The 26,666-nt window shown below is 70.9% G+C and carries 26 protein-coding genes and 1 tRNA gene; 12 read left to right on the top strand and 15 right to left on the bottom strand.

Translation table 11 applies throughout. The features are described from left to right. The first annotated feature begins 43 nt into the window (after window positions 1-43). A complete protein-coding gene (locus ABZ478_RS03215) occupies window positions 44-397 on the top strand; it encodes a hypothetical protein (RefSeq protein WP_359544830.1) in 354 nt (117 codons plus the stop codon). A 131-nt stretch (window positions 398-528) separates the two neighbouring features. Here ABZ478_RS03215 and ABZ478_RS03210 read toward each other — a convergent pair whose 3' ends face one another. Together ABZ478_RS03210 and ABZ478_RS03205 are read right to left on the bottom strand one after the other, a co-directional pair. Continuing rightward, window positions 529-1,332, bottom strand: coding sequence for a hypothetical protein (locus ABZ478_RS03210; protein ID WP_359544828.1), 804 nt, complete (start codon window positions 1,330-1,332; stop codon window positions 529-531). Between the two features lie 239 nt (window positions 1,333-1,571). Further along, window positions 1,572-1,646: transfer RNA gene (locus ABZ478_RS03205), tRNA-Val, on the bottom strand. Window positions 1,647-1,962: 316 nt separating this feature from the next. Here ABZ478_RS03205 and ABZ478_RS03200 point away from each other — a divergent pair. The 3 genes from ABZ478_RS03200 to ABZ478_RS03190 all read left to right on the top strand — a co-directional run bounded on the left by ABZ478_RS03200 (window position 1,963) and on the right by ABZ478_RS03190 (window position 4,237). Then, window positions 1,963-3,261, top strand: a complete 1,299-nt coding sequence (locus ABZ478_RS03200) for a hypothetical protein (RefSeq protein ID WP_359544826.1) — start codon at window positions 1,963-1,965, stop codon at window positions 3,259-3,261. Window positions 3,262-3,378: 117 nt separating this feature from the next. Continuing rightward, on the top strand, window positions 3,379-3,984 hold the full coding sequence (locus tag ABZ478_RS03195; RefSeq protein WP_359544824.1) for a DUF4383 domain-containing protein: 606 nt from the start codon (window positions 3,379-3,381) through the stop codon (window positions 3,982-3,984). A gap of 31 nt (window positions 3,985-4,015) precedes the next feature. Further along, the gene (locus ABZ478_RS03190; RefSeq protein ID WP_250402736.1) at window positions 4,016-4,237 is read left to right on the top strand and encodes a zinc ribbon domain-containing protein; all 222 of its coding nucleotides are present in this window, start codon (window positions 4,016-4,018) and stop codon (window positions 4,235-4,237) included. Here the strand turns inward: ABZ478_RS03190 and ABZ478_RS03185 are convergent, their stop codons facing one another. From ABZ478_RS03185 to ABZ478_RS03175, 3 genes are read right to left on the bottom strand one after another with little or no spacing between them, the layout of a single operon-like run. After that, window positions 4,238-5,068, bottom strand: coding sequence for an HAD family hydrolase (locus tag ABZ478_RS03185; protein WP_359544822.1), 831 nt, complete (start codon window positions 5,066-5,068; stop codon window positions 4,238-4,240). Beyond that, entirely contained in the window at window positions 5,068-7,527 is a 2,460-nt protein-coding gene (locus tag ABZ478_RS03180) for a phosphoribosyltransferase (RefSeq protein ID WP_359544820.1), read from the bottom strand. The genes ABZ478_RS03185 and ABZ478_RS03180 overlap by 1 nt, the downstream gene beginning before the upstream one ends. A gap of 22 nt (window positions 7,528-7,549) precedes the next feature. Continuing rightward, window positions 7,550-8,716: an HpcH/HpaI aldolase/citrate lyase family protein gene (locus ABZ478_RS03175; protein WP_359544818.1), complete on the bottom strand. Its 1,167-nt coding sequence runs from the start codon at window positions 8,714-8,716 to the stop codon at window positions 7,550-7,552. Between the two features lie 176 nt (window positions 8,717-8,892). Between ABZ478_RS03175 and ABZ478_RS03170 the strand changes: the two genes are divergently transcribed. After that, entirely contained in the window at window positions 8,893-9,702 is an 810-nt protein-coding gene (locus tag ABZ478_RS03170) for a TerD family protein (protein WP_359544816.1), read from the top strand. A 3-nt stretch (window positions 9,703-9,705) separates the two neighbouring features. Here the strand turns inward: ABZ478_RS03170 and ABZ478_RS03165 are convergent, their stop codons facing one another. The 6 genes from ABZ478_RS03165 to ABZ478_RS03140 all read right to left on the bottom strand — a co-directional run bounded on the left by ABZ478_RS03165 (window position 9,706) and on the right by ABZ478_RS03140 (window position 14,405). Continuing rightward, a complete protein-coding gene (locus tag ABZ478_RS03165; protein WP_359545016.1) occupies window positions 9,706-10,443 on the bottom strand; it encodes a Tellurium resistance in 738 nt (245 codons plus the stop codon). A gap of 177 nt (window positions 10,444-10,620) precedes the next feature. After that, window positions 10,621-11,760, bottom strand: coding sequence for a DUF475 domain-containing protein (locus ABZ478_RS03160; protein WP_359544814.1), 1,140 nt, complete (start codon window positions 11,758-11,760; stop codon window positions 10,621-10,623). A gap of 255 nt (window positions 11,761-12,015) precedes the next feature. Next, window positions 12,016-12,594, bottom strand: coding sequence for a TerD family protein (locus ABZ478_RS03155; RefSeq protein WP_358927190.1), 579 nt, complete (start codon window positions 12,592-12,594; stop codon window positions 12,016-12,018). 98 nt (window positions 12,595-12,692) lie between these two features. Further along, the gene (locus ABZ478_RS03150) at window positions 12,693-13,268 is read right to left on the bottom strand and encodes a calcium homeostasis/redox stress adaptation protein (protein WP_359544812.1); all 576 of its coding nucleotides are present in this window, start codon (window positions 13,266-13,268) and stop codon (window positions 12,693-12,695) included. Window positions 13,269-13,382: 114 nt separating this feature from the next. Then, entirely contained in the window at window positions 13,383-13,841 is a 459-nt protein-coding gene (locus tag ABZ478_RS03145) for a peroxiredoxin (protein WP_359544811.1), read from the bottom strand. Window positions 13,842-13,967: 126 nt separating this feature from the next. Next, window positions 13,968-14,405: a DUF3052 domain-containing protein gene (locus ABZ478_RS03140; RefSeq protein WP_358927193.1), complete on the bottom strand. Its 438-nt coding sequence runs from the start codon at window positions 14,403-14,405 to the stop codon at window positions 13,968-13,970. A gap of 406 nt (window positions 14,406-14,811) precedes the next feature. On the opposite strand from ABZ478_RS03140, the gene aceE reads away from it, so the two are divergent. Then, window positions 14,812-17,559, top strand: a complete 2,748-nt coding sequence (gene aceE / locus ABZ478_RS03135) for a pyruvate dehydrogenase (acetyl-transferring), homodimeric type (protein WP_359544809.1) — start codon at window positions 14,812-14,814, stop codon at window positions 17,557-17,559. A gap of 91 nt (window positions 17,560-17,650) precedes the next feature. Continuing rightward, on the top strand, window positions 17,651-18,394 hold the full coding sequence (locus tag ABZ478_RS03130) for a potassium channel family protein (protein WP_359544807.1): 744 nt from the start codon (window positions 17,651-17,653) through the stop codon (window positions 18,392-18,394). Between the two features lie 509 nt (window positions 18,395-18,903). Here ABZ478_RS03130 and ABZ478_RS03125 read toward each other — a convergent pair. Next, window positions 18,904-19,212 carry a small hydrophobic protein gene (locus ABZ478_RS03125; RefSeq protein ID WP_174266320.1) on the bottom strand — a complete coding sequence of 103 codons (309 nt, stop codon included), beginning with the start codon at window positions 19,210-19,212 and terminating at the stop codon, window positions 18,904-18,906. 236 nt (window positions 19,213-19,448) lie between these two features. After that, on the bottom strand, window positions 19,449-21,068 hold the full coding sequence (locus ABZ478_RS03120; protein ID WP_359544805.1) for an MFS transporter: 1,620 nt from the start codon (window positions 21,066-21,068) through the stop codon (window positions 19,449-19,451). 113 nt (window positions 21,069-21,181) lie between these two features. Between ABZ478_RS03120 and ABZ478_RS03115 the strand changes: the two genes are divergently transcribed. The 3 genes from ABZ478_RS03115 (at window position 21,182) to ABZ478_RS03105 (ending at window position 24,039) form a co-directional block, all read left to right on the top strand. Beyond that, complete coding sequence (locus ABZ478_RS03115) at window positions 21,182-21,808, top strand: TetR family transcriptional regulator (protein ID WP_359544803.1); 627 nt, start codon at window positions 21,182-21,184, stop codon at window positions 21,806-21,808. Window positions 21,809-21,900: 92 nt separating this feature from the next. Beyond that, a complete protein-coding gene (locus tag ABZ478_RS03110) occupies window positions 21,901-23,118 on the top strand; it encodes an alpha/beta hydrolase (protein ID WP_359544801.1) in 1,218 nt (405 codons plus the stop codon). 66 nt (window positions 23,119-23,184) lie between these two features. Beyond that, on the top strand, window positions 23,185-24,039 hold the full coding sequence (locus ABZ478_RS03105; protein WP_359544799.1) for a DUF4429 domain-containing protein: 855 nt from the start codon (window positions 23,185-23,187) through the stop codon (window positions 24,037-24,039). Between the two features lie 19 nt (window positions 24,040-24,058). Here the strand turns inward: ABZ478_RS03105 and ABZ478_RS03100 are convergent, their stop codons facing one another. Beyond that, entirely contained in the window at window positions 24,059-24,514 is a 456-nt protein-coding gene (locus tag ABZ478_RS03100; protein ID WP_359544797.1) for a MerR family transcriptional regulator, read from the bottom strand. A gap of 96 nt (window positions 24,515-24,610) precedes the next feature. Here ABZ478_RS03100 and ABZ478_RS03095 point away from each other — a divergent pair, with 96 nt between their 5' ends. Beyond that, window positions 24,611-25,081: a GNAT family N-acetyltransferase gene (locus ABZ478_RS03095; RefSeq protein ID WP_359544795.1), complete on the top strand. Its 471-nt coding sequence runs from the start codon at window positions 24,611-24,613 to the stop codon at window positions 25,079-25,081. Window positions 25,082-25,099: 18 nt separating this feature from the next. Beyond that, window positions 25,100-25,921 (top strand): serine hydrolase domain-containing protein, encoded by an 822-nt coding sequence (locus tag ABZ478_RS03090; protein ID WP_359544793.1) that lies wholly within the window; start codon window positions 25,100-25,102, stop codon window positions 25,919-25,921. A gap of 46 nt (window positions 25,922-25,967) precedes the next feature. Here the strand turns inward: ABZ478_RS03090 and ABZ478_RS03085 are convergent, their stop codons facing one another. Then, window positions 25,968-26,624, bottom strand: a complete 657-nt coding sequence (locus ABZ478_RS03085; protein WP_359544791.1) for a pirin family protein — start codon at window positions 26,622-26,624, stop codon at window positions 25,968-25,970. Window positions 26,625-26,666: the final 42 nt, after the last annotated feature.

The raw sequence follows: 26,666 nt of genomic DNA, 5'->3' as shown, positions 1-26,666 counted from the left end.
AATCACCTCGCTACTCGAAATCGAACAGACGTATCATTGCCGCGTGGGTACGTCCTATGACTTTCCGAGTGACCTGCTCGCCGGTCAGGAGGAGCTGCACCAGATACGGGCCGAGCTGTCGGCCCTGCTCAGGCGGCTCCCCTGGTCGGTCGAGCCGCTGGACGGCTTCAGCGACGACAGCGGGTGGCGCAGGACCGAGCGGTCCGCGTCCCCCGGGTGGACGGAGGACGAACAGGCGGAGGTGGAGAAGCTGCGGCAGCGCGAGCACGAGCTCGCGGTGTTCGTCAGCACCCACCGCTACTGGTCGGATCTCACCGGCCCGGACCGTGTGGACGCCCGCAGCAGGCTGAAGCACGCACCCGAGACGCCCGAGAAGGAGCGGACGGAGCAGGGCTGACACGCGCCCCGGGCAGCGGGTGCGCACGGGAGGAACCCGGCGGTCGTACCGCCGGGTTCCTCTCGTCCCATGCCCGGGAAGGGCCGGAGCCGCACCGGCTCCGCCGGGCCTGCACGGGCGTCGGCGGGTGCCTAGACGAACACGACCAGATAGCCGTTGCCGCCATTGCCGCCACTGGTGCCCGCGCTGCTCGCCGGGACACCGCCGTTGCCGCCGTCGCCGCCGCTGCCGTCCCTCGCGGGGGGCGCGACGATGCCGTCCACCGCGGCCCCGCCCGCACCGCCGGCCGCACCGGAGCCGGGCTGCCCGTTCGCGCCGGTCCGGTTCACCGCGACGGCGCTGGTGCAGTAACCAGTGCCGCCGGGACCTCCGGCACCCGGTGTGCCGGGGGCGGTGGTGGCGGCCCCGCCCGCACCGCCGCCGCCACCGCCGGTGGCGGTGAGCAGGGTGGTGTGACTCGGGGACGTGAAGGTCGTCGCACCGCCGGCGGCGCCGTTGGTGCCGTTCTGGGTGGCGCCGCCCCCGTAGCCGCGTGCACCACCGGCACCCAGGGTCACCCGGTACTGCTGGCCGGGGGTGACGTTGAGGACGCACCAGGTGAAGCCGCCGGCACCGCCTCCTCCGCCACCGCCACCGTCCCGCGTCCTGCCGGCACCGCCGCCGCCACCGCCGCCACCGCCGGCCCCCCAGGCCTGGACATGGATCTGGGTCACCCCGCGGGGCGGGGTGAAGGTGCCGTTCGCGGTGTACTCCCGCACCCCGTGGATGACCTCGGGCAGCACCGGCCCGGCACTCGGCGTCGGCCCGCCGGCCGCGTGCGCGACGGGCGAGAGGGCCAGCATCTGACCGGTGAGCGCGGCCGCCAGCGCGGCGGAGCCGAAAAGGACCCGGCGCCGTACACAGGACCGCCGGGCAATGACGTTCCGACCGTTCACGTGTTGTGTTCCTTCCCCGCGGCGGGCCCCACAGCTGTCGCGAAGCATGAGAGGGGAGAACTGGTAGGCACTACAGAACGGCCCGCAGGCCCATCGCACTTCCCCCGGGCAGCCCCCGCACCCCGGCAGGGCGCCGATTGACCCGCGCAGGTGATCACCGAGGTCCGGCCGGGCGACAGACCCGCCCCGAAGCAGAAGGCCCAGCCCCCCGGCGGGGGCTGGGCCTTCTCACGTCCTCATGGTGGGCGCGGACGGTTTCGAACCGCCGACATCCTGCTTGTAAGGCAGGCGCTCTACCCCTGAGCTACGCACCCTGGAACAGGTCGACAGCCTACATTGTCCCCGCCTCGGCCCTGCAAGCCCGAGCGGGAGTACGGGCGGGCGAGCCGGGCTTTCCGACCGGTGTGCGTTCCGGGTGCGGTCGGTTAAAGTCCCGCACCCCGCGGCGAACTGATCGGCTCGTGTGTTCGTCTTCAACAGGTGGGAGAATGACACCAGGCAGGGCGGATCACAGCACGGGAGAGGGATGTGAGGGCGACACCGGGCACGCCATCCACGCAGTCGTACCCGCCGTCGCCGACCGTACGGACCCGGCGTGGGTCCGCGGGGGTGCGTGACGTCCTGACGCTGATGAGCGTGCCGTTGGTGGTGGCACTGGTGCTGCCGGCCGCCTTCGCCGGGGGCGGTACCCGGCGGTGGTTCGGCGGGCGTGCGGAGGGTCAGCGGGCCGAGGCGCAGGCGGCGAAGGACGCCGCGGCCGCCGCGTTCTACGAACTGGACACCGCCCAGCGGGATCTGCGGATCTCGGTGGAGACCATCACGGCCGTCGACGACTCCCCCGCCGCCCGGCGCGCGGTCGCCGACTTCGAGGCGCTGGGCGCGCGCATCGACGAGGTCAGTCAGCGGTACATCCAGGCCGTCGACGCCCATGACCTCGACCGCGACGGTCTGGAGGCCGCCACGGCCGCCCGGGCGCGGAGCGAGCTGACCGCCGCCAAGGACGAGCTGGTCGGGGTCAAGCAGGAGCTGGACCGTTTCGGCAGCTCGCTGGGGCCGTTGCTGGGCAAGGCCGAGACCCAGCTGGCCCGGCTCGCGCCGGCCGTGGAGCGGGCCCGGCAGGCGCTGCTGGGGGCGAGCAACGCGCTGGACGCCGTGCGGGGGAAGGGTCTGGCGGCGGACGACCTCGCCGCCCGGCTCGCCGCGCTGTCTCCGGAGCTGACGAGGCTGAACCAGGGTGCCGGGCAGCACGGGGTGCCGCAGACGCTGGAGCGGGCCGAGCGGGTGCAGCGGGAGGCCGCCGCGATCCGGGCCGAGGCCGAGCGGTTGCCGGAGCGGGCCGCGGAGATCGATCACCGGCTGGTCAGTCTGCGCACCCGCGCACAGGCGCTGACCACCCGGGCGGGGCAGGTCGACCCGGTGCTGAGTGAGCTGCGGCGGCGGTTCACGGCGGCGTGCTGGCAGGATCTGCAGCAGGTGCCGGCGCAGGCCGCGGAGAACGTACGGCAGGCCGAGCTGAAGCTGCGTGAGGCGCAGGCGGCGCGGGAGGCGCAGCGGTGGCCGGACGCCACGTCGCTGCTGTCGACAGTGCGGGCACTGCTGAACAGCACCGACGAGGCCGTGTCGGCCGCCGGTGACCGGCTCGCCCGGCTGAACGCCGTGCAGAAGGATCCGCACGCGGAGACGGAGCGGACCCGGTTCGCGATCCGGGATGCGCAGCGGCTGGCCATGACGGGGCGTACGACGCCCGATCCGCGGCATGCGCGTCCGCTGGACGACGCGGTGGGCCGGCTGGAGCGGGCGGTCGGGTCGCTGGAGGGGCGGCACCCGGACTACTGGCACTTCCTGACGGAGACGGAGGCGGTGCGGCAGGCGGTGGCCGGTGTGGTGTCGCGGATCCGCGAGGAGCGCGGGGGCGGCGCGGGCCGCTGAGCCGCCGGGGGCCCCGGTGTGGTTCCGGGGGGCCGATGCGTGTGGTGGCGGTTCGGGGTGGGCGGGCGGATGCTGGATGGACGGATGGCCTCCGCTAGCGCCCGACAGGAGGCGGACATGGCCACACACTCAGTGCATACGAGGCCTGGACGGCAGATCCAGTTCGACAAGCATCTGCCCGTCGACCACCGGCTGAACACGGTCTACCGCATCGGGGCCGGCCTGATCGGCGCGTTTTTGCTCGTCTTCGGAATTCTGGGTCTGATCGACCAGATCGGTTTCTTCAACACCGGCGGTGACAGGGTCATCGGGCTGAACACCAACGGCACGCTGAGTGTGCTGTCCATCGTCGTCGGGGTGATCCTGCTGGCGGGCATGGTGATCGGCGGGAACGTGGCGTCCACGCTGAACATGGTGTTCGGGGTGCTGTTCCTGCTGAACGGTTTCCTGAACCTGGCTCTGCTGGACGGCGACTACAACTTCCTGGCGTTCCGGATCCAGAACGTGATCTTCAGCTTCATCGTGGGTCTGCTGCTGATGACGTTCGGCATGTACGGCCGGGTCGGTTCGACCCTGCCGCCCGACAATCCGTACTACCGGGCCCGTCATCCCGGTCCGGCCGCCGAACCTCCGGGCCGTGAGCACGAGACCGGTACTCCACCGGTGACGATGCCGCTGCCGGGCAAGGAGGAGGGCGGCTCCGGCCGTCCCGGTCTGCGGTGAGTCGGGAGCGGGTGCCGGTTACTCTGGGCCCATGCCTCGCTATGAGTACCGTTGCCGCACCTGCGGTGACACTTTCGAACTGAGCCGTCCGATGGCGGAGTCCGCCGCCCCCGCCGCCTGCCCGGCGGGCCATGACGACACGGTGAAGCTGCTGTCGACGGTGGCCGTGGGCGGTACGGCCGGCGCCCCGGCCGCCGCACCGGGCGCGGGCGGCGGTGGCGGCGGCTGCTGCGGCGGGGGCTGCTGCGGCTGATCAGCGGGACGGGCCGGCCGGTGTTTCGCCCCGGGCGGCCCGCAGGAACTCCCGGGTGATCCGTTCGCCGGCGAGCACGCCCCGCTCGGGCAGGGCGGTGATGGCCGGTGCGGTCCACTGGCTGTCGGCCAGTTCGCCGTGTCCGGGCCGCCAGCCCCGGTCGGCGGCGAGGAGGAGGTCGGCGTCGAGGAGGGAGTCCCCGGCGGCCAGGGTCAGCTCCGCTCCGGTGCGGCGGGCGACCTCGTGTACGGCCGCGCTCTTGGTGAGCGGCTTGGGGACGGCGTAGATCTTGCGGCCCTGGAGGGAGACCGTCCAGCCGCGGGGCTCCGCCCAGGCCGCCAGTTCCTTCATCCAGTCGTCGGGGAGCAGTTCGCGCTCGACGACGAGGTAGGCGAAGAGGTCCTCGGCGATCCGGTGCTTGCGGACCCAGACGGGGTCGGCGGTCCGCATCAGGTGCTCGCGGATCTCGTCCAGCGGCGCGCACTCGTCGGCGAGGCGTGCCAGTACGCGCGCGTGCCAGTCGTGGTCGGTGGCCCCGTCGACCAGCAGGTGTCCGCCGTTGGCGCAGATCGCGTAGGCCGGCTGGGGGCCGGGCAGGTTGATGCGCTGGTACTGCTTGCGGGTCCGGGTCGTGGTGGGCACGAAGACGGCCGCGTCGCCGAGGTCGGTGAGCAGCTGGGCCGCCGTCTCGGTCATGTAGGACAGGGGTCTGCTCTCGTGGACCTCGACGCAGAGCAGGCGGGGGGCCCGTGCGTCGGGCATGGTCAGGGCCAGGGCGGCGGCGGAGTAGATCAGGGTGCGGTCGAGGTCGCTCGCCACGAGTACCGGCATCAGACGTTCACCGCCCGGCCGTCGGCGCCGGTGGCGCCCCGGGTGTACTGGGGGTGGATGAGGCCGACGCAGGTGTAGGGCAGTTCGCCGACCTCCTCGACCGGTACGCCGCGTTGTTCGGCGAGCAGGCGTACGTGGTCGAGGTCTGGGCCGGCGCCGGCCTTGGCGAGGATCTTCCAGGGCACGCGGCGCAGCAGTACCCGGGTGGTCTCGCCGACGCCGGGCTTGACGAGGTTGACGTCGTGGATGCCGTACTCCTCGCTGATCCGCTCGACGGCCCGCCAGCCGGCCCAGGTGGGGGTGCGGTCCCCGGTCATGAGTTCCTTGACGGCGCTGTCGACGGTGCCGGTGACCTCCTGGAAGCGGGCGCCGACGGCGTCCAGGAAGATCATGGAGAGGTCGGCGCCGGCGAGTTCGCGGTAGAACTTCGCGCCGTGGAAGTCGCCGGGGCCGACCAGGTCGGCGCGCAGGACGGTGCGGGAGATCAGGCCGGAGACGGTGGAGTTGAGGCAGGCGGAGGGGATGAGGAAGTCCTCGCGGGTGCCGTAGGTGCGTACGCAGGAGCCGGGGTCGGCGAGTACGGCGATCTCCGGGTCGAAGCCGGTGATGCCCTCGGTTTTCTCGAACTCCTCTATCGCCTGGGTGAGTTCGCGGGTGATGGCGCCCTTGCCGGTCCAGCCGTCGACGAAGACGACGTCCCGGGGGTCGTGGTGGCCGGCCAGCCAGCGCAGCGCGTTGGCGTCGATGCCGCGGCCGCGGACGATGGAGACGGCGTAGTGCGGGAGGTCAAGGCCGTGCCGGAACTGGGCCCAGCGGCGCATCAGGATGCCGACGGGGGTGCCGGCGCGGGCGAGCGACACCAGTACGGGGCGGGGTGAGCCCTCGTTGAGGACGGTCTCGGTGACGACTCCGACGGCGTGTGCGATCCGGGCCGCCGAGGCGTCCAGGGCGGCGTGGAACAGCTGCTGGTACTGCTCGCTGGGCTGGTATTCCACGGGGAGTGATTCGGCGTAGTGGGCCCCGCCGCTCTGGATGGCCTCCTCCCGCTCCTCGGTCGGCGCCTCGAGGGTGACGTCCGAGAGGTCCCGCAGCAGCCAGCCGACCTCGTCGGGCGGGTACGAGGAGAAGGCGGGGCCGCGGAGGGGCTCGGACAGCATGGCCGGCCTTTCGGGGGTGGTGGAGGGGGGCGTGGGGACGTGGGAGGGGACGACGGCGAGCAGGACGTGCGGGGTGTGGGCGGCGAGGCGGGCCGGCAGGCCGTCGCGGGCGTGCAGTGCGGGGGTGTCGGCGACCGAGTCGACCACGGCGACGACGGCGTCGAAGCCGGCGCCCGCGACGTTGTAGGCGTATCGCTCGCCGGGGCCGTCGGCTGGGTCGTCGTGGGCGGGGAAGACCAGGCGGGTGCGGATCGCGTAGCCGGGGTCGTCGACGGCGAGGACGGGTGAGCGGGTGGTGGTGGAGAAGCGCACCTCGGTGTCCGGGACGATCTGCTCCAGTTCGCGGGCGAGGCGCAGCGGGGCGTACATCAGCTCCTCGAAGCCGAGCACGAGGACGTGCCGGGCGCCGGTGGGCAGTGCTTCGGCGATCCGGGCCGCCATGGCGGGCAGGGCGGCTTCCAGGCGGGCGCGGTGCGCGGGTGTGAAGCCGTGCCGGCCGCCGTCGGGCAGGCCGTGGGGCCAGCGCAGGTCGACGCGGGTGATCCGGCCGCGGGGCGGTTCGGGTGTCTCGTCGGGCCGGGCGGTCTCGTGCTGTGCGACGAGCTCGCGGCCCCGGTCGAGGACGTCGTCGGGCAGCCGTACGGTGCCGGAGGCGGCGGCGATCAGGTCGACGCGGGCGCCGATGCCGTCCGCGAACCGGTGCAGGCGTGCGGTGTCCTCGGGTGAGCGCATGTCGACCAGGGCGACCACCACGTACCGCTCGCGCGGGTGGCGGGCGTGCAGGTCGCGGATGGTGTTGAGGACCGTGTTGCCGGTGGAGAACTCGTCGTCGACCAGGACCAGCGGGCCGTCGCCGGCCAGCAGGGCGGGGTCCTCGGGGAGCAGCAGGTGGGAGGTGGCGTGGCTGTGGGACTCCTCGAAGCCGCCGGCGGGGGCGATGCCGGTCACGGGGCGGCGGGTGGAGTGCAGGTACGGGGCGAGGCCCAGGCCGTCGGCGACCGCGTGGCCGAGGCCGGTGGCGGTCTCCGCGTAGCCGAGGACTACGGCGGAGGCGGCCGCCGTATCGCCGAGCAGCGCGCGGACCCGGCGGCCCAGCCGGAATCCGTGGCCGTACACCACGGACGGCGACTGGGGTACGTGTTTGCCGAGCACGTTGGAGACCAGCAGGTGGGCCCGCTTGGGGTTGCGGCGCAGCGCGAGTCCGAGCAGGTCCGGCAGCTCGTCGTCGCCCTCCAGTCCGACTCCGAGTCGTTCGGCGACCCAGGTGCCGGACCAGACCCCGTCGTTCACTGCGTTGTTCATGCGTTCCTTGGGTTGGGAGGGGTCAGCCGGGTATTCCGGCGGTGAGCAGTTCGACGAAGCCGACGTCCTCGCCGGCCACGCCGAACACCTCGGCGCGCAGCAGGGTGCGTTCGGCCCAGGCGCGGTGCGGTTTCACTTCGTTCATCTTGTTCGTGTATGCCGACCGGAGTACACCCCCGCCGCCGCGTTCCGGCCGGAGGATGTCCGCCGCGTCGCTGAACTCCTCGTGGCTGACCACGGACAGCGCGTGCACGGGCAGGACGTGGGAGGGGTGGATGCAGGTCTTGCCGAGCAGGCCGTTGGCCTGGTCGAGGGAGATCTCCCGGAGCAGTCCGTCCATGGCGTGCTCGATGAGCTTCTCGCGCAGGTCGACGGCCTGCACCTCGAGGAAGGGGCTCTGCCGCAGCTGTGGCTTGAACATGCGCTCGGGGACCCGGAAGTACTCCCAGACGGGGCCGGTGACGGTGAATCCGCTGCCGTCGGCGCGGCCGAGCATGTTGACGACGTCGGCGATCACGGAGGCGACGATCTGGACGTCGTAGGCGGTCATGTCGGGGGCTCGGCGCAGGCCGTAGGAGGAGCAGAAGTCGGTGACGCCGAGGCGCAGGGCGAGAACCCGGTCGCGGTACTTGCCGACGGCGCGGGCGATGCCCTCCAGGGTGTCCACGCGGCTCTCACGGTAGAGCAGCTCGGGCGATTCGAGGACGGGCATGGCGAAGAGCCGGCGTCCGCTCTCGGCCTCGGCGAGGGCGAGGGCCTCGAGGAAGGGGTTGCCGCGTTCCTCGGTGAACTTGGGCAGGACGAAGCCGGACAGCAGCCGTACGGAGTCTCCGAGGCGCCGGACGAGGTCGGGGATCTGTTCGGGGATCCGTACCCGGATGAACAGCAGGGGCGGTTCGGCGCCCGTGCGGGAGTGGAGGTCGGCGAACTGCCGGACGAGGTTCTCCTCGCCCTCGGCGACGTCCGCGTCGCTGATGGAGTCCTCCAGGCACAGCACCATCGAGACCACGCCGTTGCCGGCCTGTTTGACGATGTCGTCGGCCAGTTGCGGCCGGGTGGCCGGGCTGTACAGCGTGGCGCCCAGGGCCGCGGAGAGCAGCCGGGCCGGGGAGTCGGCGGTGAACTCGCACGGCTCCTGATGGAAGAGACGCCTCCGCACCTCGGGGGCGATGTGCCCGAAATGACGCATACGGCTCCTTAGGGGTCCGGGTCGGACCTCTGGATTCGGTAAAGGGTGGCCGGTAATAGTACGTAGGGATCCATGTCGGAGGTTCCCTCCGGGCATGAACTTCCGGTAACCGGCCCGCGTCGGCGCCACCACACCCCGCATTGTCGTGGCCAGGACCCAGAAGGCAGGATGACGGCATGACGCACGCGATGCTGAAGGGGTCCAACGTCCCGCTCGAGGCCACCACGGTGCGCGCCGTGCTGCGCTGGACGCCCGGGCAGGGGGTTCCGGACGTGGACGCCTCGGCGCTGCTGCTGGGCCAGGACGGCCGTGTGCGCTCCGACGAGGACTTCGTGTTCTACAACCAGCCCCGGCACCCCTCGGGGAAGGTCTGGCGGCTGGGCAAGAAGCGGGCCCCGGAGGGCCTGACGGACACGATCCAGTCCGACCTCGCGGGTGTGGAGCCCGGTGTGGGCCGTGTTCTGCTGGTCGCCTCGGCGGACGGGGTCTCCTTCGACCAGGTCCCGGCCCTGTGCATCCTGCTGTACGACGCCGACGTCGCCGACGGGGAGCCGCTGGCCCGTTTCGAGATCAAGCCGGAGACGGGTGCGGAGACCGCCCTGATCTGCGGTGAGCTGTACCGGCGCGGTGAGGGCTGGAAGTTCCGCGCGCTGGGTGAGGGCTATTCGAACGGTCTGCGGGGCCTGGCCACCGACTTCGGTATCTCGGTGGACGAGTCGGAGGTGGAGGAGCCGCGGCAGGCCCCGCCGGAGACGACGTCCCAGCCCCTTCCGCCGGAGCAGCCGACGACGGCGGTGCCGGCCCAGCCTGCGTACGGCTATCCGCAGACGGCGTCGCCCCGGCAGCCGGCGTACGGCTATCCGCAGCAGGCCTCGGGGCTGCCCGCCTACGGCCATCCCGAGCCCCAGCCGCAGCCGGCCCTGGCGGCTGCGCTGGACCCGGACTTCCGGCTGCCGCCCCAGGGGCCGCAGTTCATCGGCCGGTAGGGGTTACTGCTCCACCTTCGACTTGTAGCCCCGCCCCCAGGTCAGTCCCCATCCGTACAGCCGGTCCAGTTCGCCCTGGAAGCCGTAGACGAACTTCACCTCGCGCCGGACGACCAGTTCCCCCTTCACGTTCTCGATCATCACGACCGCGCAGGACCGGGCCTGGGGGTGGCGTTCGTCCAGGCCTATCTCGATGCGGGGCCCGTTGCTGGGGTAGAGCGTGACGATGGCGTGGGTGCGGTCGAAGGCCGGTGTGCGGTCGTAGATGTACACGAACACCAGCAGCCGCTTGATGGCGTCCCGGTGGTCCAGGTTGACGTACATGGTCTCGCCGGACGCCGAGCCGAACCGGTCGTCGCCGCTGAGCTTGATGTACGGCGGCGCGTTGACGTCGCCGAGGTAGCCGCCGAGGGGCTGGACGACCCCCTTGGTGCCGTCTGTGAGCTCGTACAGGCAGCCCAGGTCGAGGTCGACGTTGACCATGCTCTCCCCGTGGCCGAGCACCTCCGGTGGTTTCAGTGCCCGGAAGGGGTGCCGGAAGAGGCTGGTGCGCTGGGTGACGTCGAAGTCGGAGGTCCGCATCCGCCAGGCCAGGTTGACGCGCAGGTGGCCGGTGGCCGCGTCCTGTTTGGTGAGGGACACCTGCTGGTGCCGCCGGGTCAGTTCGATCGCGTTGCTCGCGGCGCTGCCCGAGTCGAACTCGGCGGCGCGTCCGCCGCGCAGCCCGTCGAAGAATCCCATTCCCGCCCCCAGGTACTCGTCTCGAACGCCGTCGGGGCGGCCGACCACGTCGGCCGCCCCGATCAGAGCGTTCCTCACGGCGCGGGGCGTCACACCCCGTCCCGTCCCTGATCTTGCCCCTAGGGCCTCCCGCCGGTCCGATCCGGACGACGGGGCCCCGTGGGCTCATCAGGGCTGTCAGACCCCGGAGGAGACCTCCGCCTTCTCGTCGGAGCCCTCGCCCGCGGCCGCGAGGGCGCGGTTGCGGCGGACGGAGGACCAGAAGGACCAGGCGATCAGGACGACGCCGACGAGACCGGTGATGACCTCGTTGATCTCGTACCGGATGGTGACCATGAGGATCACGGCCAGGGCGCCGATGGCGTAGTGGGCGCCGTGCTCGAGGTAGACGTAGTCGTCGAGGGTGCCCTGGCGGACCAGGTACACGGTCAGGGACCGGACGTACATCGCGCCGATGCCGAGGCCGAGCGCCATGAGGACGATGTCGTTGGTGATGGCGAAGGCGCCGATCACACCGTCGAAGGAGAAGGACGCGTCCAGGACCTCGAGGTAGAGGAACATGAAGAACGCGGCCTGGCCGGCCAGGACGACCGGCGAGCGCTTCTTGCCGGTGCGCTCGGCCTCTTCCTCCTCCTCGTGCTCGCGCTCCTCCTGCTCCTCGAGGCGGTCCTCGAAGAAGCCGGAGAGACCGCCGACGACCATGTAGGTGATCAGACCGGCGATGCCGGCGATCAGGACCGTCTGCGCCTTGTCGACGTGGGCGCCGCCGTGCTGGTGGGCGTGGGTGGCGAAGGTGAAGGCGGTGATGAGCAGGACGATCAGCGCGATGCAGACCGACAGCATGTCGACCTTGCCGAGCTTGGCGAGCGGCCGCTCGATCCAGCGCAGCCACTGGATGTCCCGGTCCTCGAAGATGAAGTCGAGGAAGATCATCAGCAGGAACATGCCACCGAACGCGGCGATCGCCGGGTGGGCGTCGGTGACGAGTTCCTGGTAGCGGTCCTTGTTGTTGAGCGCGAGGTCGACGGCCTCGATCGGGCCCATGTGGGCGGTGACCGCGACGATGACGACGGGGAAGACCAGCCGCATACCGAAGACCGCGATGAGGACGCCGACGGTGAGGAAGATCTTCTGCCAGAAGGCGTTCATCTTCTTCAGGATTCCGGCGTTGACCACCGCGTTGTCGAACGACAGCGAGATCTCGAGGACGGCGAGGATCGCCACGATCCCGAAGGCGGTCCACCCCCCGTAGAACGCGGCCGCGACCAGGCCGAGCGCGGTGACCGCGAACGACCAGCCGAAGGTTTTCAGAAGCACTGGCTACCCCATCATGTTGTGGGGGCACCTCCCAGACGATGTCTGGGGGGAGAGTTTCCCCCGCGCCGTACTCGGCTTTGCTAAATGTTGACCACGAGTCTAGAGGGGCGCTCCGCCGAAAGGGGCGGGGAGGGGACCTCCGTCACAACGCCGCAGGTCCCCGCCTCGTACCGGCAGCCCGCCTCGGCCTCTCGACGGTCACGGGGACGGGAGAGGCGGACCCGGAGCCCTCGTTCGCACACGCCGTGTCCGGCTTCAGGAGACGTTGACTCCGAAATCCAGGGCGATGCCCCGCAGTCCCGACGCGTACCCCTGTCCGACGGCCCGGAACTTCCACTCGCTCTGGTAGCGGTACAGCTCGCCGAAGATCATGGCGGTCTCGGTGGAGGCGTCCTCGCTCAGGTCGTAGCGGGCCAGTTCCTGACCGTCGGCCTGGTTGACCACGCGGATGAAGGCGTTGGAGACCTGGCCGAAGGTCTGGCCGCGTTCGTCGGCGGCGTGGATCGAGACGGGGAAGATGATCTTCTCGCACTGGAGGGGGACCTTGGTCAGGTCCACCAGGATCGACTCGTCGTCACCCTCGCCCTCACCGGTGAGGTTGTCGCCGGTGTGCTCGACCGAGCCGTCGGGGCTCGTGAGCTGGTTGTAGAACACGAACCAGTCGTCGCCCAGCACCCGGTTCCCGGCGCCGCACAGCAGGGCACTGGCGTCCAGGTCGAAGGGGGCGCCCGTGGTGGAGCGCGCGTCCCAGCCGAGCCCGATCATGACGTTGGTGAGGTTCGGTGCGGCCTTGGAGAGGGAGACGTTGCCTCCCTTGGCGAGCGTGACGCCCATGATGCTGGTCCTCCCCTAGTGGTGCTTGTTTGGTTGTCCTGCACGTCCGGCGCCGCCCGTAAACGGTGCGGCGCCGGAAGCTGGTGCTGTCGTACGCGTCAGACGTTGACGCCGAAGTCCTGGGCGATGCCGCGCAGCCCCGAGGCGTACCCCTGGCCGATGGCGCGGAACTTCCACTCCGTGCCGTGCCGGTACAGCTCGCCGAAGACCATGGCGGTCTCGGTGGAGGCGTCCTCGCTGAGGTCGTAGCGCGCGATCTCCTGCTCGCCCGCCTGGTTCACCACGCGGATGAACGCGTTGCGGACCTGACCGAAGGACTGCTGGCGGTTCTCGGCGTCGTAGATCGACACCGGGAAGACGATCTTCTCGACGTCGGCCGGGACGCCGACCAGGTTGATCTTGATCTGTTCGTCGTCGCCCTCGCCCTCACCGGTGATGTTGTCACCGGTGTGCTCGACCGAGCCGTCGGGGCTCTTGAGGTTGTTGAAGAAGACGAAGTGCTGGTCGCTCGCGACCTTGCCGGAGTTGTTCAGCAGCAGCGCGCTGGCGTCGAGGTCGAAGTCGGTGCCGGTCGTGGTGCGCACGTCCCACCCCAGACCGACGATGACGGCGGTCAGGCCCGGGGCCTCCTTCGTCAGCGATACGTTGCCGCCCTTGCTGAGGCTGACTCCCACGGGTCCTCCATGTGGTGTTCAGGGGCGGGAAGCCCCGTCGTGCTTCGGATATGGGATCAACGTGCCGATCCTAGTGACGGGTTCCCGCTCTCCGCAGGCCCTGACCCCGGAGGATCACAGGGTGTCGAGCGCCTTCACGTACTCGTTCAGGTCCCGGGCGTCCGGAAGTCCGTTGACCACGGTCCACCGCACGACGCCCTCCTTGTCGATGACGAAGGTGCCCCGGACGGCGCAGCCCTTGTCCTCGTCGAAGACGCCGTAGGCGCGCGAGACGTTGCCGTGCGGCCAGAAGTCGCTCAGCAGCGGGTACTCCAGGCCCTCCTGCTCGGCGAAGACGCGCAGGGTGTGGATGGAGTCGTTGGAGACGGCGAGGAGCTGGGTGTCGCGGTCGGCGAACCTCGGCAGGTTGTCGCGCAGCTCGCACAGCTCGCCGGTGCACACGCCGGTGAAGGCGAAGGGGTAGAAGAGCAGCACCACGTTCTTCTCGCCGCGGAAGTCGGCGAGATTCACGGTGCGGCCGTGGTTGTCCTTGAGTTCGAAATCGGGCGCCTTGTCGCCGACCTGGATCGCCATCGTCGTGCATCCCTTCGGTGGGCTGTTCGGGTCAGAGCGCGGCAAGCGCTCGGCTCCACCCTACGCAGCGATCACCGGGGGGCCCGCGGCGGCCGGACCGGACCCTCGGGCCCGGTCCGGCGGCGGTCACTTCTTCGACTTGGCGGCCTTCGGCGTCGCCAGGCGGCTGCCGCTCCAGTCCTTGCCGACGCTGACGCTCTTGGACGCGGTCAGGCCGGCGGTGGTGGCGGCCTCCGAGATGTCACTCGGCTCCACGTACCCGCTGCGGCCGGTCTTCGGCGTGAGCAGCAGGATGGCGCCACCCTCCTCGATGTACGTCGTGGCATCGACGAGCGCGTCGGTGAGATCACCGTCCTCGTCGCGATGCCACAGCACGACGGCGTCGGCCACGTCGTCATATTCCTCGTCCATCAGGTCGCCCTCGATGGCTTCCTCGATGGCCTCGCGGAGCTCCTGATCGACGTCGTCGTCGTAGCCGATCTCCTGGACCACCTGCCCGGGCTGGAACCCCAGCCTGGCGGCAGGGTTCGTCCGCTCCTCCGCGTGGTCCGCGGTCGCGCTCACGGTTTGCCTCCTGATCAGTCTTGGTGAATATCTCAGCCACGCGCGTGCGCGAAGCATTGGCCGTAGTCCACACGGGCGGGACGGATCGCGCAAGTACCCGGCCGTCCGGACCGCCGAAACGGTGACGATCCGGGCCGTGTCGGCGCAACTCCTGGCACCGTATCCCGATTCATCGTGACCCACATCACGCGCTTGTGCCCGCTTTATTCCATTCGGAATCATCCAGTCAAACGACTCTCGAACAAGTTTGGCAAGCCTGTCACACCCCGGGCGTATCGTTGCGTTTTGACCGACCCTGTGTGCTGGTTACCCCACGGTAAAGATGACGTACGCCTTCCCGAGGTACACGATGGGGAACGGTGTAGGCACGAGTGAAGAAGTGGCCCTCCGACAGGTAAGGAACAGCGTGGCTTCCGGATCCGATCGCAATCCGATCATCATTGGCGGCCTTCCGAGTCAGGTGCCTGACTTCGATCCCGAAGAGACCCAGGAGTGGCTCGACTCCCTCGACGCCGCGGTCGACGAGCGCGGCCGGGAGCGGGCCCGGTATCTCATGCTCCGCCTGATCGAGCGGGCCCGCGAGCGGCGCGTGGCCGTGCCCGAGATGCGCAGCACGGACTACGTCAACACGATCCCCACCCGGGCCGAGCCGTTCTTCCCGGGCAACGAGGAGATCGAGCGCAGGATCCTCAACGCGACCCGCTGGAACGCGGCCGTGATGGTCTCGCGGGCCCAGCGCCCCGGCATCGGCGTCGGCGGTCACATCGCCACCTTCGCCTCCTCCGCCTCGCTGTACGACGTGGGCTTCAACCACTTCTTCCGCGGCAAGGACGAGGGCGACGGCGGCGATCAGGTCTTCTTCCAGGGCCACGCCTCCCCCGGCATCTACGCGCGCGCGTACCTGCTCGACCGCCTCAGCGAGAAGCAGCTGGACGGCTTCCGGCAGGAGAAGTCGAAGTACCCCGACGGCCTGTCCAGCTATCCGCACCCGCGCTCCATGCCGGACTTCTGGGAGTTCCCGACCGTCTCCATGGGCCTCGGCCCGCTCGGCGCGATCTTCCAGGCGCGGATGAACCGCTACATGGAGGCGCGCGGCATCGCCGACACCTCCAAGTCGCACGTGTGGGCGTTCCTCGGCGACGGCGAGATGGACGAGCCGGAGTCGCTCGGCCAGCTGAGCATCGCCGCGCGCGAGGGCCTGGACAACCTGACCTTCGTGGTCAACTGCAACCTGCAGCGCCTGGACGGCCCGGTGCGCGGCAACGGGAAGATCATCCAGGAGCTGGAGTCGGTCTTCCGGGGCGCCGGCTGGAACGTGATCAAGCTGATCTGGGACCGCTCCTGGGACCCGCTGCTCGCGCAGGACCGGGACGGCGTGCTGGTCAACAGGATGAACACCACGCCGGACGGCCAGTTCCAGACGTACGCGACCGAGACCGGCGCGTACATCCGCGATCACTTCTTCGGTGACGACCACCGGCTGCGCGCGATGGTCGAGAACATGAGCGACCACCAGATCCTGATGCTGGGCCGCGGCGGTCACGACCACCGGAAGATCTACGCGGCCTTCAAGGCCGCCGTGGAGCACAAGGGCCAGCCGACGGTCATCCTGGCCAAGACGGTCAAGGGGTGGACGCTGGGCCCGAACTTCGAGGGCCGCAACGCCACGCACCAGATGAAGAAGCTGACGGTCGACGACCTCAAGCGCTTCCGCGACCGGCTGCACCTGCCGATCTCCGACAAGGAGCTGGAGTCCGGCGCGCCGCCGTACTACCACCCGGGCCGGAACTCCGAGGAGATCCAGTACATGCACGACCGGCGCCAACAGTGCGGCGGGTACGTGCCGACCCGGGTCGTCCGCTCGAAGCCGCTGGCGCTGCCGGACGACAAGACGTACGCGACCGTGAAGAAGGGCACCGGTCAGCAGTCCATCGCCACGACCATGGCGTTCGTGCGGCTGCTGAAGGACCTCATGCGGGACAAGGAGCTCGGCAGGCGGTTCGTGCTGATCGCGCCGGACGAGTACCGCACGTTCGGCATGGACTCGTTCTTCCCGAGCGCGAAGATCTACAACCCGCTCGGCCAGCAGTACGAGGCGGTCGACCGTGAGCTGCTGCTCGCGTACAAGGAGTCGCCGACCGGCCAGATGCTGCACGACGGCATCTCCGAGGCGGGCTGCACGGCCTCGCTGGTCGCGGCCGGCTCCGCCTACGCCACGCACGGCGAGCCGCTGATCCCGGTGTACGTCTTCTACTCGATGTTCGGTTTCCAGCGCACCGGCGACCAGTTCTGGCAGATGGCCGACCAGCTCGCGCGCGGATTCGTACTGGGCGCGACCGCCGGGCGTACCACCCTGACCGGTGAGGGCCTGCAGCACGCGGACGGCCACTCGCAGCTCCTCGCCTCGACCAACCCGGCGTGCGTGGCCTACGACCCGGCGTACGCCTACGAGATCGCGCACATCGTGCAGGACGGTCTGCGCCGGATGTACGGCAGTGACGCCGAGCACCCGCACGGCGAGGACGTCTTCTACTACCTCACCGTCTACAACGAGCCCATCCGGCACCCGGCCGAGCCGGCGAACGTGGACGTCGAGGGCATCGTCAAGGGCGTGTACAAGCTGAGCGAGGGCACCGGCGGCTCGATCCCGGCGCAGATCATGGCGTCCGGTGTCGCGGTGCCCTGGGCGCTGGAGGCCCAGCGGCTCCTCGCCGAGGAGTGGAACGTCAAGGCGGACGTGTGGTCGGCGACCTCGTGGAACGAGCTGCGGCGTGAGGCCGTGGCCTGCGAGCAGCACAACCTGCTGCACCCCGAGGAGGAGCAGCGGGTGCCGTACGTGACGCGGAAGCTCAGCGGCTCCGAGGGGCCGTTCGTGGCCGTGTCCGACTGGATGCGGTCGGTGCCGGACCAGATCGCGCGCTGGGTGCCGGGGACGTACCAGTCCCTCGGCGCCGACGGCTTCGGCTTCGCCGACACCCGGGGCGCGGCGCGGCGGTTCTTCCACATCGACGCGCAGTCGATCGTGGTGGGGGTGCTGACCGAGCTGGCCCGGGAGGGCAAGGTCGACCGGTCCGTGCTGAAGCAGGCCATCGACCGGTACCAGCTGCTGGACGTGTCGGCGGCGGATCCGGGGGCGGCGGGCGGCGACGCGTAGCGCCGCGCGGCCCGCGACCGGGCACTGGGCGTGAGGGCGGCGGAGCCGGAGTCTCCGCCGCCCTCACGTCTGTCTTCCCTACGATGCGGCCATGGAGACGAATGCGGCGCAGGCGCGGTGGGAACGGCTCAGCCAACGGCCCCTGCTGGCGCTGGCCGTGGCGTTCGCCGTCGCGTACGCCGTGCCCATCGTGGACGGCTCGGCGGGGCACTCGCTGACGGCCCTGTGCACGGGCGTGGAGTGGGTGGTGTGGGGCGCCTTCGCCGTGGACTACCTCATGCGGCTGGCGCTCGCGCCCCGGCGCGGGGAGTTCGTGCGCCGGCACTGGCCCGATCTGTGCGCGGTGGTGCTGCCGGTGCTGCAGCCGCTCAGGCTGCTGCGGCTGGTGTCGACGCTGCTGCTGGTGGGGCGGCGGGCGCGGATGGCTCCGCAGATCCGGCTGACGACGTATGTCGTGGGGTCGGTGATCGGGCTGCTGATGTTCGGGTCGCTGGCGGTGCTGTCGGTGGAGCGGGAGTCGCCCGACGGGAACATCCGGACGCTGGGTGACGCCGTGTGGTGGTCCTTCACGACGATGACGACGGTGGGGTACGGGGATCACGCGCCGACCACCGGGCTGGGACGCATGATCGCGGTCGGGCTGATGCTGTCCGGGATCGCGTTGCTGGGTGTGGTGACGGCGAACATCGCGGCGTGGTTCATCTCGCGGTTCGAGAAGGACGACGTGGAGGAGCGGCGGCAGACGGAGGCGATCGCCGCTCTGGCGGAGGAGGTGCGGTTGCTGCGTGCGGAGGTGGCCCGGCTGGCCGGGGAGCGGGAGGGGCAGCGGCGGTGAGGGGTGGCTCCGCCGGTTGGCCGGGGGTTGGCTTGGCTGCGGTGCCGTTGGCTTTGGCTGAGCCGGGTTCACTGGTTGCCCCGTGCCGAGGCGGGCGTAGCGCTTGGCTGAGCCGGGATTCGCTGGTTGCCCCGTGCCTCGGTGAGCGTCACGGTGCTTCGCTTGCCCGCGCCTGCGGGGTGCCGCTGCGCCCACCCGTGCCGCCCCTAGCGGCACTATGCCCGCAGCTACAGGGGCACGGTTGCCCGCTGCTGGGTGGGCGCCGCCCCTAGCGGCACACGCATGCCCGCAGCTACGGGGGTGCGGTTGCCCGCTGCTGGGTGGGCGCCGACTCTGGCGGCACGCATGCCCGTAGCTACGGCGGGGCCGGTGCCCGCAGCTAGGCGGCCACGATTGCCCGCGCGGCCGCGCGGGGTTCGTTGCCCACAGCTAGGCGGGTGTGGGCACACAAGTGCCCGCAGCTCCGGGCGCGGGGCCTGGAGTTGCGGGCATTGGGGGTGGGGCCGGGGTCAGAGGAGGCCGTGGCCCCAAGTGGCCGCGCCGGCCAGGGCGATCAGGGACAGCAGTGTGTCGATCGCGCCCAGGACCAGGGCGACCACGGCCGGGATGTTGCGGTCGGTGGACCATTTGCGGCCCATGGACTGCCAGCCGCAGAACATCGCCACCGGGCCGAGGATGATGCCCAGTGCGAAGAATCCGGCGACCGCGCAGACGGTTCCGATGATCCCGAGCGTCGCGCGGTCCGGCCCGGTCCGCTGCCACGAACGGCCGCGTGACCGGGGGTACCCGCGCGTTCCGTGCCCGAAGCCAGCCATCATCAACTCCCTGGTGGTCATGGACAGTTCGGCCTCAAAGGGCGGGTACCCCGGTTTTCCCCGGACAGACCTGCGCGCGCTGCCCCCCTCCAGCAGCGCGCGCCGCGGCCCGGCGGTCCCCGCATGCCCTGCGGAGGACCTGACCCACTGTGACCTGCGGCGCGCGCCCGGAGCGAGGGATCTTGAGCGGAGTCACCCTGATGAGCGAACTCCGCCGGGAAGAGGCATGAAACGCGGCGTCAGATGTGACCGACGCCCGCGCCCGCCTCCGCGTTCTCGCCCCGCTTGGTGAGGAACGCGACCAGCACCGCGACCGCCGCCACGCCCGCCGCGACCAGGGAGGCGAGGCTCATGCCGGAGATGAAGGTGTCGTGGGCGACCGTGGTGATCTTCGCGACGAGAGCCTCCGGCATACCCTTGGTCACCGGCGCCACGCCCACCTGGACCGCCTCGGAGGCCTGGTCCAGCTGCTCCGGGGGCAGCTTCGGCAGCCCCGCGCCGGCCCAGTTGTCCGGCAGCTCGCTGTCGACCCTGGAGGCCATCACGGCGCCCAGCACCGCCGTACCGAGGCTGCCGCCGATCTGCATGGCCGCCTGCTGCAGGCCGCCGGCCACACCGGACAGCTCCATGGGCGCGTTGCCCACGATCACCTCGGTGGCGCCGACCATGACCGGCGCGAGGCCGAAGCCCAGCAGGGCGAACCAGACCGACATCAGACCGCTGCCGGTGTCGGCCTTCAGGGTCGACATGCCGTACATGGCGATGGCGGTCGCCGCCATGCCGCCGGCCAGCGGGATGCGCGGGCCGAGCTTGGTGATCGCGGCGCCCGCGAGCGGGGAGCCGACGATCATCATGCCGGTCAGCGGAAGCAGGTGCAGGCCCGCGTCGATGGGGCTCATGCCGTGGACGTTCTGGAGGTAGAACGTCACGAAGAACAGGCCGCCCATGAAGGCGATCGCCATCAGGACCATCAGGACGACACCCGCGGACAGCGGGATCGAGCGGAACATCCCCAGCGGGATCAGCGGCTCGGCGACCCTCGTCTCCCAGACCGCGAACAGGACGAACAGCAGCGCCGAGGCGCCGATGAAGCCCCAGGTCTTGACGTCGCCCCAGCCCCAGGTCGGCGCCTTGATGAGCGCCCACACCAGGCAGAACATCGCGCCGGACAGCAGCACGATGCCCGGCAGGTCGAAGGAGCGCGGCGCGTTCTCGGCGCGGTGGTCCAGCAGGATCAGCAGGCCCAGCAGCAGGGCGAGGACGCCGACCGGCACGTTGATGAAGAACACCGACTGCCAGTTGACGTGCTCGACGAGGACGCCGCCGAGGATCGGGCCGCCCGCGGTGGAGGCGCCGATGACCATGCCCCAGATGCCGATCGCCATGTTCAGCTTCTCGGCCGGGAAGGCGGCCCGCAGCAGGCCGAGCGCGGCCGGCATCAGCAGCGCGCCGAACAGGCCCTGGAAGACGCGGAAGGTGACGACCGCGGCGATGCTGTTCGACAGGCCGATGGCCCCCGAGGCGGCGGCGAAGCCGGTCACGCCGATCAGGAAGGTCTGCCGGTGGCCGAAGCGGTCACCCAGCTTGCCCGCGGTGATCAGGCAGACCGCGAGGGCGAGGAAGTAGCCGTTGGTGATCCACTGGACGTCGGCGAAGCTCGCGCCGAGGTCCTTCTGGATGGCCGGGTTGGCGATGGCCACGATGGTGCCGTCGAGGGCCACCATCATCACCCCTACGGCGACGGTGATGAGGGTGAGCCACGGGTGGCCGCGCAGCCCCGCGGCCGGGGTCGGCCCCGACGGGTCGGTCGACGCCCGGTCCCCCGGTCCCGTCGTGTCGATGGTGGTCTGACTAGTCATACCTTCGAGGTTAGTGTCAGTCGCTGACAGTTGACAAACCAATTCACAAGTCGGTAACTGACACGACACCAGCGCATAGCCTGAGCTGGAGCGACATTTCACGGGAGAGGCCAATGGAGACGCTGCGCGACCGCAAGAAGCGGCGTACTCGGGAGGCGCTGCTACGGGCCGCTCTCGAACTTTTCACCACACAGGGCTACGAGCGCACCACCGTCGACGAGATCGCCGAGGCCGTCGACGTCTCGCAGCGCACCTTCTTCCGCTACTTCGCCGGCAAGGAGGAGGTGGCCTTCGCCGTGCAGGACATGACGGAGGCGCTGTTCGTGGAGGCCGTACGGGCACGGCCGGCCCACGAGGCGCCGATGGAGGCGCTGCGACAGGCGATCCTGGAGGGGTGGGAGGCGATACGCGAGACCGTCGACTCGGCCGTCCCGGTGGAGCTGTACCTGCGCATGTACCGGACCATCGAGTCGACGCCCGCGCTGCTCGCCGCCCATCTGCGGCGCTCCGTGACCACCGAGGAGACGATCGCGCGGCTGCTCGCCGCGCGGGAGGGCGTCGACGTGGAGACGGATCCGCGGCCACGGCTGGCCGTGGCCGTGTTCGGCGGGGTGATCAGGGTCACCGAACGGCAGTGGTGCACGGGTGACGACTTCAGTCTGGAGGCGATGAGGCGTCTGACGGCGTCGTATCTGGACCAGTTGGGCTCGGCGCTCACCGGGAACTGGCGGAACGGCTGAGGACGTCCCGGGAGCGTTCGGCATTTACCGAAACGTGATACCCATCACTCGGTTACCCCGAGACCCTCCCGTTCTCCTAGTGTGTCCTCCCAGTGACTTCCTTCGACACCTCCCCGCCCCTCAACGTCTGGCGCGCCATGCTCGCGCTGTCCGTGGTGTTCGTGATGCTCGCGACCACCGGCTGGACCGCCATGCGCACCCACCGGGAGCCGACCGCGCTGCAGCACTCACTCGACAAGTGGGAGCACGGCACGCTGCGGGGCCTGCACCTGCCGGACTCCGAGGCGGCACCCGCGCGCCTCACCCGGTTCTTCGCCTCGCTCACGTCGCACGAGCGCGACCGGCTGGCCCACCGCTACTCCCTGGCGGTCGGCAACATGAACGGCGCCCCCGCCAAGCTGCGCTACCGCGCCAACCGCATCGCGCTGGGCCAGGCGCGTGAGGTCGAGCGCGAGCGCATGCACGACAACCGGATCAGCAGGGCCGGACAGCAGGACGCGGGCCAGCGGATGGAGCGCTACGAGGCGCTGATGCGTCCCGGCCGGCACATCCTCGCCTTCGATCCCGCGGGCTCGGGCCGGGTCGCGGAGGTGTTCGGCAACCTCACCAAGGCCGACCGGATCTCCGTCGTCGTCCCCGGTGTCGACACCGATCTGCTCACCTTCCAGCGGACGTACCGCAAGTACAGCGCCCCGGTCGGGATGGCCAAGGCCCTGTACGCGGCCGAGCGGGCGGAACGTCCCTCGACGCGCACGGCCGTGATCGCCTGGGCCGACTACACCGCACCGGACGGACTCGGCGTGGACGCGGCCACCGGACTGCGCGCCGAGGAGGGCGCCGTCCGGCTGAACGCGCTGCTGCACGGTCTGCCCGGCCGGGCGCCGGTGTCGATGTTCTGCCACAGCTACGGCTCGGTGGTGTGCGGGGTCGCCGCGCACGGCATGCCGGGCCGGGTGTCCGACCTGGCGGTGGCCGCGAGCCCCGGCATGCGCGCCGCGAGCGCCTCCCGCCTGGGCACCTCGGCCCGGGTGTGGGCGATGCGGGACGCCAGCGACTGGGTGCAGGACGTGCCGTATCTGGAACTCGGCGGGCTGGGCCACGGCGCCGACCCGGTGTCCTCGGCGTTCGGCGCGCGGGTCCTGTCGGCCCATGACGCGCAGGGCCACAGCGGCTACTTCCAGCCGGGCACGGACAGCCTGCGCAACCTCGCGCACGTCGGCGTCGGCGCGTACGACGCGGTGACGTGCGCACGCGAAGACGATGCCTGCCGGGCGGATCTGCCCCGCACGACGACGGCCGGACGCGCGTAGAAACAGCAGGAAGTGCGGTCTGCGCGGGTGGCGACGGAGGAGCACGTGCCGCATACGATGAGCCGCATGGGTGACGTACTGGCGGGTTTTCATGCCGTCTGGGAGTTCGAGTCCGACTCCGTGCTCATCCGTTACGAACGGGGGATTCGGACACCCAGACTGTTCCAGGCGCTGGGCGAGCGGCGCATTCCGCTGGCCGCGGTCGAGGAGGTGACCCTCACGCCCGGCAAGCGCGGCTCCGTCGTCCTGCGGCTGCGGCCGCGCCCCGGCGCCGATCCGCTGATGGACGCGGCGGCCGGGCAGCTGCGGGAGGGCTCCGACCCGTATCGGCTGGTGCTGCCGGCCGAGCGGGCGACCCTCGCCGAGTACTACGCCGACGAGCTGAGACCGCTGCTGACCGAGTCCGGGCCGGAGCCCGCCGAGCGCTGCCTGGTGGCCGCCCCCGAGGCCCCGCTGCACTTCAAGGCGTACGACGGGAAGGCGTCCTTCGACGGGACCTCCGTGCAGTTCCGCTGGTCCTGGACGGGTGCGTCCTCGGCGAAGTGGAAGGCCGGGGACCAGAGTTGGCCGGTCGCCGACCTCAGCGGAGTGGAGTGGCGCTCGCCGGAGGTCTTCGAGGGGCATCTGCGCCTGGTACCCCGCGAGAACGGCTCCACCCGTCCCGCGCAGCCCGACCAGGATCCCGCGGCCGTCGTCTTCGGTCTCGGCTACGGGCCGGTGCACGAGTCCCTGCCGTTCGCCGCCGCCGTCCTCGCGGCGCTGCGGACCCGGGGGCCGGTACCGGTGGCGCCGGCCCCGTCCCGGCGGGACCCGGCCGACATCGCCGAGCGCATCCGGCACCTCGGGGAACTGCACCGGGCGGGTCTGGTCACCGACGAGGAGTTCTCCTCGAAGAAGGCCGAGCTGCTGGCCGAGCTGTAGCGCTCCCGCGCGGCCGGTGTCAGCGCTCCGTGGCGTAGAAGCTGATCTTCCGGTCCAGTACCGCCAGGGTGTCGTGCAGTTCCGCGATCCGGGCCAGGACGTCCCGGCGGGTCGACTCGAGCAGTTCCTGGCGCTCGGCGTAGGTGCTCTCCCCCTCCCGCACCAACTCCGCGTACCGGACCATGTCGGCCACCGGCATGCCGGTCAGCCGGAGCTTGTTCACGAACTCCAGCCAGTCCAGGTCCCGGTTGCTGTAGCGGCGCTGACCGGTGTGCGAACGGTCGACGTGGGGCATGAGGCCGATCCGCTCGTACCAGCGCAGCGTGTGCGCGGTCAGACCGGTGAAGGCGACGACCTCACTGATCGTGTAGCGGTCCTGGCCGTCGGGGCGGGGGTGGGGCCGGGGCGGGGCGGAGCAGATGTCGGCGGGGGTGGCTTGTTCGGCGGCCGCTGGCGTGGTCTGCATCACCGTCATGCCCCAACGCTATGGCCTTCGAGTGCACTCCAGGCAAGCGGCTCCGGTGAGAAAAGGGAGAGACGGCTCTCGGGTCCGGTGATTAGCGTGCGCGGCATGACTCTCGTACGCCGGGCCGAGCCCGAGGACGCCGCGGAAGTGCTGCGGCTGCGCCAGGTCATGATCGACTCGATGGCCCACACCGACCGGTCCACCGACTGGCACACCGAGTCCCTCCCCACCCTGCGGGCGAGGCTCGCGGAGCCGGAGGGGGACTTCGTGGCCTTCGTCGTGGACCATCCGGAGCGGCCGGGGACGCTCGCCGCGCTGGTGGCGGGCACGCTCGACTACCGGATCGGCCGGGCGGCCAACCCGCTCGGCACCGTCGGGTACGTCTTCAGCGTCGCCACCGACCCGGACGCCCGCCGGCGCGGGTACGCGCGCGCGTGCATGGACACGCTCCTCGGCTGGTTCCGCGAGCGCGGCGCCGACCGGGTGCAGCTCACCACGTCCACCGAGGGCGCGCCGCTGTACACCTCACTGGGCTTCCGGCCCAAGCCCGACCCGTTGCTGGAGCTGTGGCTCTGAGCGCATAGGCTCGGCCTCATGTCGTTGAACAGCCTGGCGTCGATCGAGAACTGGCCCGTCCCCACCGCCGCGGCGGGCGTGGTCCGCGCGGACGGCACGGTCGTGGGCACCCACGGCCCGGACGGACACCGGTTCCCCCTCGCCTCGGTCACCAAGCCGCTGGCGGCCTACGCCGTGCTCGTCGCCTACGAGGAGGGCGCGATCGAGCTGGACGAGCCGGCCGGCCCGCCCGGCGCCACGGTCCGCCATCTGCTCGCGCACACCTCCGGGCTGGCCTTCGACGAGCACCGGGTGATGGCTCCCGCCGGGGAGCGGCGGCTGTACTCCAACGCGGGGTTCGAGCAGCTCGGCGACCATGTCGCCAAGGCGACGGAGATCCCGTTCGGCGAGTATCTGCGGCAGGCGGTGCTGGAGCCGCTGGGCATGACGTCGACGACCCTGGACGGCTCCCCGGCGAAGGACGGGGTGTCCACGGTCGGGGACCTGCTGCTTTTCGCCGCCGAGATCCAGGCGCCGCGGCTGCTGGATCCGCGTACCGTCGCGGAGGCGATGACGGTGCAGTACCCGGGCACGAAGGGCGTCCTGCCGGGGTACGGGCACCAGAACCCGAACGACTGGGGGCTGGGGTTCGAGATCCGGGACTCCAAGTCGCCGCACTGGACGGGGTCTTCGTCCTCGCCGCGGACGTTCGGGCACTTCGGGCAGTCCGGTACGTTCCTGTGGATCGACCCGGACGCGGAGGCGGCCTGCGTGGCCCTCACCGACCGCGCCTTCGGGCCCTGGGCGGTCGAGGCGTGGCCGGTGTTCACGGACGCGGTGCTGGCGGAGCTGCGGGGCTGAGGCCGGCCTGGACCGGACCGGCGCGCGAGGGCGCCGCCATGCCCGTTCAACCGGCGGTCATCTCCCACATCAGCAGTTCCGCCGGCGTCAGCGCCACGGCGTCCAGCCCCTCGGCGTCCGTGATGCGGGCCGAGTCGCCCTCGCCCAGGGCCTCCTCCGCCAGCGTGATCCCGCCCCGGACCACGTGGACGTACACATGGGGGGCGTCCGGTACCGCCGTGCGCTCCCCCGCCGTCAGGCGGCGGACGTGGAGCATCGCGCCGGCGGCCGGGAGGGCGTAGGGGGTGGAGTCGGCGATGCCGGGGATGATCTCGTAGGACGGGTCGCCGCCCGGCTCCAGCGGGGCCAGCCACATCTGGACGAAGGTCAGCGGGGTGTCCGCCTCGTTGCGTTCCACGTGGCGGACGCCCGCCGCCGCGGCGAGGTGCTGGACGTCGCCGGGGCGTACCTTCGTCTCGTGGCCCGTGGAGTCGCGGTGGGTCAGTTCCCCCTCGGCCACCCACGTCACGATCTCGGTGTGGCTGTGCGGGTGCTCGTCGAAGCCGGCGCCGGGGGCGAGCCGCTCCTCGTTGCAGGCGATCACCGCGCCGAAGCGCAGGTTGCCGGGGTCGTAGTGCGGGCCGAAGGAGAAGGCGTGGCGGGATTCGATCCCCGCCTGCGGATCCCCTCCGCGGTAGCGCTCGCCGGCGCGCCGTACGTCCATCACAGGCACCACCGTAGACCGCGCACGGCACCCCGCCGACGC

Source organism: Streptomyces sp. NPDC005706 (assembly GCF_040631045.1).
In the GTDB taxonomy this organism is placed as follows: Bacteria; Actinomycetota; Actinomycetes; order Streptomycetales; family Streptomycetaceae; genus Streptomyces.
The sequence above is the reverse complement of the archived record's forward strand: the minus strand, read 5'-3'. Positions and strand labels throughout refer to the sequence as shown.